The 4,503-nt window shown below is 72.0% G+C and carries 4 protein-coding genes; 1 reads left to right on the top strand and 3 read right to left on the bottom strand.

The window, feature by feature from the left end:
* Window positions 1-79 precede the first annotated feature (79 nt).
* The 3 genes from EHS43_RS38160 to EHS43_RS38150 are packed head-to-tail and all read right to left on the bottom strand — an operon-like array spanning window position 80 to window position 3,215.
* On the bottom strand, window positions 80-910 hold the full coding sequence (locus EHS43_RS38160) for a sugar phosphate isomerase/epimerase (protein ID WP_185806593.1): 831 nt from the start codon (window positions 908-910) through the stop codon (window positions 80-82).
* Window positions 907-2,061, bottom strand: coding sequence for a dihydrodipicolinate synthase family protein (locus EHS43_RS38155; protein ID WP_125195188.1), 1,155 nt, complete (start codon window positions 2,059-2,061; stop codon window positions 907-909). Before EHS43_RS38155 ends, EHS43_RS38160 begins: the two co-directional genes overlap by 4 nt.
* Window positions 2,058-3,215 carry a Gfo/Idh/MocA family protein gene (locus EHS43_RS38150; protein ID WP_125195187.1) on the bottom strand — a complete coding sequence of 386 codons (1,158 nt, stop codon included), beginning with the start codon at window positions 3,213-3,215 and terminating at the stop codon, window positions 2,058-2,060. Before EHS43_RS38150 ends, EHS43_RS38155 begins: the two co-directional genes overlap by 4 nt.
* A gap of 294 nt (window positions 3,216-3,509) precedes the next feature.
* Here EHS43_RS38150 and EHS43_RS38145 point away from each other — a divergent pair.
* A partial coding sequence (locus tag EHS43_RS38145) for a LacI family DNA-binding transcriptional regulator (RefSeq protein WP_148104203.1) occupies window positions 3,510-4,503 on the top strand: 994 nt, incomplete at its 3' end.

The following is a 4,503-nucleotide window of genomic DNA, read 5'->3' as shown; positions in this document are numbered from 1 at the left end:
TCGCGGGGGTCCTGACGGGGAGGGGAAACCCGAGGGGGCCCGGTCGTCGACCGGGCCCCCTCGAAATGTCCGGCCCGCTTCACGCGGTGTGCGCCACGAACCGTTCCGCCGTCTCCGCGAGGACCTCACGCCCGTCCCGGGCCCACAGCGCGTCGTTGAACAGCTCGACCTCGATGGCGCCCGTGTAACCGGCCGCCTCGACGTACACCTGCCACTCCCGCATGTCGATCGCGCCGTCGCCGATCTGCCCGCGGCCGTTCAGCACGCCCTCCGGCAGCGGGGTCGTCCAGTCCGCGAGCTGGAAGGTGTGGATACGGCCGCCGGCGCCCGCGCGGGCGATCTGCGCGGGCGCGTTGTCGTCCCACCAGATGTGGTACGTGTCCACCGTGACGCCGACCTGCCGCGCGGGGAAGCGCTCCGCCAGGTCCAGGGCCTGGGCGAGCGTGGAGACCACGCAGCGGTCGGAGGCGTACATGGGGTGCAGCGGCTCGATGGCCAGCTTCACCCCGTGCTCCTCGGCGTAGGGACCGAGCACCGTCAGAGCGTCGGCGATCCGCTCACGGGCCCCGCGCAGGTCCTTCGACCCCGCCGGGAGGCCGCCGGAGACCAGCACCAGGGTGTCGGTGCCCAGCGTCGCCGCCTCGTCGACCGCGCGCCGGTTGTCGTCCAGGGCGGCGGCCCGCTCGTCCGGGTCGATCGCCGTGAGGAAGCCGCCCCGGCACAGGGTGGTGACCGTCAGGCCCGCGTCGCGGACCAGCTTGGCCGTCTCCTCGACGCCGTACGACTGAACGGGCTCGCGCCACAGGCCGACGTTGCCGATGCCCGACTCCTGGCAGGCCGCGACCAGTTCCGGCAGGGACAACTGCTTGACCGTCATCTGGTTGATGGAAAAGCGGGACAGGTCGGTCACTGGGTCACCCCGTACAGGGACAGCAGGTTCTTCATGCGCTCCTCGGCGAGCTTCGGGTCGGGGAACAGGCCCAGGCCGTCGGCGAGTTCGTAGGCGCGCGCGAAGTGCGGGAGGGAGCGGGCCGACTGGAGGCCGCCGACCATCGTGAAGTGCGACTGGTGGCCGGCCAGCCAGGAGAGGAAGACCACGCCCGTCTTGTAGAAGCGGGTCGGCGCCTGGAACAGGTGCCGCGACAACTCGACCGTGGGGTCGAGGAGTTCACGGAAGCCCTTGGCGTCACCGGTGTCCAGCACCCGGACCGCCTCGGCGGCCAGCGGGCCCAGCGGGTCGAAGATGCCGAGCAGGGCGTGGGAGAAGCCCTGGTCGTCGCCCGCGATCAGCTCGGGGTAGTTGAAGTCGTCGCCGGTGTAGCAGCGGACGCCCTGCGGGAGCCGGCGGCGGATGTCGATCTCGCGCTGTGCCTCCAGCAGCGAGACCTTGATGCCGTCGACCTTGTCGGGGTGGGCGGCGATGACCTCCAGGAAGGTGTCGGTGGCCGCGTCCAGGTCGGAGGAGCCCCAGTAACCGTCGAGGGCCGGGTCGAACATCGGGCCGAGCCAGTGCAGGACGACCGGCTCCGTGGCCTGGCGGAGCAGGTGGCCGTAGATCTCCAGGTAGTCCTCGGGGCCCCTGGCCGCGGCAGCGAGGGCCCGGGAGGCCATCAGGATGGCCTGCGCGCCGGACTGCTCGACGAGGGCGAGCTGCTCCTCGTAGGCGGCCCGGACCTCGGCGAGGGTGGCCGGGCCGGTGAGCTGGTCGGTGCCCACTCCGCAGGCGATGAGCCCGCCGACCGCCTTGGCCTCGGCGGCACTGCGGCGGATCAGCTCGGCCGCGCCCGCCCAGTCCAGGCCCATCCCGCGCTGGGCGGTGTCCATGGCCTCGGCGACCCCGAGCCCGTGCGACCACAGGTGACGGCGGAAGGCGAGGGTGGCGTCCCAGTCGACGGCGGCCGGGGAGTCCGGCGTCACGTCGGCGAACGGGTCGGCGACGACGTGCGCCGCCGAGAAGACCGTACGGGAGGTGAAGGGCGAGCCGGAGGTGACGGCGAGGGGTTCCTCACGGGGTTCGTACGCCTTGAACCCGCCGTCTCCGGTGGGGAGTTGGATCGTCACAGCGAGATCTCCGGTACGTCGAGACGGCGACCCTCGGCCGAGGACTTCAGGCCCAGCTCGGCGAGCTGGACACCGCGGGCGCCGGCGAGGAGGTCCCACTGGTAGGGGGCGTCGGCGTAGACGTGCTTGAGGAAGAGCTCCCACTGGGCCTTGAAGCCGTTGTCGAACTCGGCGTTGTCCGGGACCTCCTGCCACTGGTCGCGGAAGACCTCGGTGGCCGGGATGTCGGGGTTCCAGACCGGCTTCGGGGTGGCGGAGCGGTGCTGGACGCGGCAGTTGCGCAGGCCGGCGACCGCCGAGCCCTCGGTGCCGTCGACCTGGAACTCCACCAGCTCGTCGCGGTTGACGCGGACGGCCCAGGAGGAGTTGATCTGGGCGATGGCGCCGCCGTCCAGCTCGAAGATGCCGTAGGCGGCGTCGTCGGCGGTGGCGTCGTAGGGCTTGTCGTTCTCGTCCCAGCGCTGCGGGATGTGGGTGGCGGTGAGGGCCTGGACGGACTTCACGCGGCCGAAGAGCTCGTGGAGCACGTACTCCCAGTGCGGGAACATGTCGACAACGATGCCACCGCCGTCCTCGGCCCGGTAGTTCCAGCTCGGGCGCTGGGCCTGCTGCCAGTCGCCCTCGAAGACCCAGTAGCCGAACTCGCCGCGGACCGAGAGGATGCGGCCGAAGAAGCCGCCGTCGATGAGGCGCTTGAGCTTGAGCAGGCCCGGCAGGAAGAGCTTGTCCTGGACGACGCCGTGCTTGATGCCCTTCGCCTCGGCGAGGCGGGCCAGCTCCAGGGCGCCGTCGAGGCCGGTGGCGGTGGGCTTCTCGGTGTAGATGTGCTTGCCGGCGGCGATCGCCTTCTTGATGGCCTCCTCGCGGGCGGAGGTGACCTGGGCGTCGAAGTAGATCTCGACGGTCGGGTCGGCGAGGACCGCGTCCAGGTCGGTGGAGACGTTCGCCGGGTCCAGGCCGTGCTGCTCGGCGAGGGCCTTCAGGGCGTGCTCGCGGCGGCCCACGAGGACCGGCTCGGGCCACAGCACCTCGCTGTCGCCGAGGTCGAGGCCGCCCTGCTCGCGGAGGGCGAGGATGGAGCGGACGAGGTGCTGGCGGTAGCCCATGCGCCCCGTCACACCGTTCATGGCGATACGCACCGTCTTGCGTGTCACGTCATTCCCTTCATAGGAGTCGTACGCGGTTGTGCGCGCCGCGCACGCTCCACTGATGAGCGTTACAGCAAGCGCTTTCTATCTAGGAAGAAGCTAGCCTCTGACCAGCGGTCTGGACAAGAGCGCGTCGGGGGCGAGTTGTTCGAGGGGGCGAACAACCGGGGGCGAGGGGCTTAAGGTCGGCTCGGAACCGGGCCCTGGATGCCCGCGTGTACGACGGAGTACGACTGAGATGCGCCAGGCAGGCCGCGGCACACCGCGGCAGGCCGAGGCGCGCGACCGGAGGACGACGAGATGACGGTGACCCTGGCGGACGTGGCGGCCCGCGCCCAGGTCTCCCCCGCGACGGTGTCGCGCGTACTGAACGGGAACTATCCCGTGGCCGCGTCCACCCGCGAGCGGGTGCTGCGGGCCGTGGACGAGCTGGACTACGTGCTGAACGGTCCGGCGAGCTCGCTCGCCGCCGCCACCTCGGACCTCGTCGGGATCCTCGTGAACGACATCGCCGACCCCTTCTTCGGGATCATGGCCGGTGCGATCCAGTCGGAGATCGGGGGGCCGGGCGGGCGCGCGGGCGGTGAGCGGCTCGGTGTGGTCTGCAACACGGGCGGGTCTCCGGAGCGCGAGCTGACGTATCTGACCCTGCTGCAGCGGCAGCGGGCGGCGGCCGTCGTCCTCACCGGTGGCGCGGTCGAGGACGCGCCCCACAAGGCCGCGATGTCCGCGAAGCTGCGGAAGCTGGCGGACGCGGGGACGCGGATCGTGCTGTGCGGGCGGCCGCCGGCGCCGGAGACCGGGGCGATCGCGCTGACCTTCGACAACCGGGGCGGCGGCAAGGAGCTGACCGAGCACCTCATCGGACTCGGGCACCGCAGGCTCGGCTACATCGCGGGCCCCGAGGAGCGGACGACGACCCGGCACCGGCTGGAGGGCCACCGGGCGGCACTGGCGGCGCACGGCATCGAGGAGGACCCGCGGTGGACCGTGCACGGCCGCTACGACCGGCGGTCCGGGTACGAGGCCACGCTGGAGCTGCTGCGGCGGGACCCCTCGCTGACGGCCGTCGTGGCGGCTAACGACTCCGTGGCCCTGGGCGCGTGCGCGGCGCTGCGGGACTCCGGACTGCGGATCCCGGACGACGTGTCCGTCGCCGGCTTCGACGACCTGCCCTTCAGCATCGACGCGGTGCCCGCACTGACGACGGTGCGGTTGCCGCTGGCGGAGGCGGGAGCCCGGGCGGGCCGCATCGCGATGGGCCGCGAGGAACCGCCGCCCGGGGGGATCGCGA

The sequence above is a fragment of the Streptomyces sp. RP5T genome, from assembly GCF_003933965.1.
In the GTDB taxonomy this organism is placed as follows: Bacteria; Actinomycetota; Actinomycetes; order Streptomycetales; family Streptomycetaceae; genus Streptomyces.
Note: the sequence above shows the minus strand (reverse complement) of the source record. Positions and strands in the feature narration are given on the sequence as shown.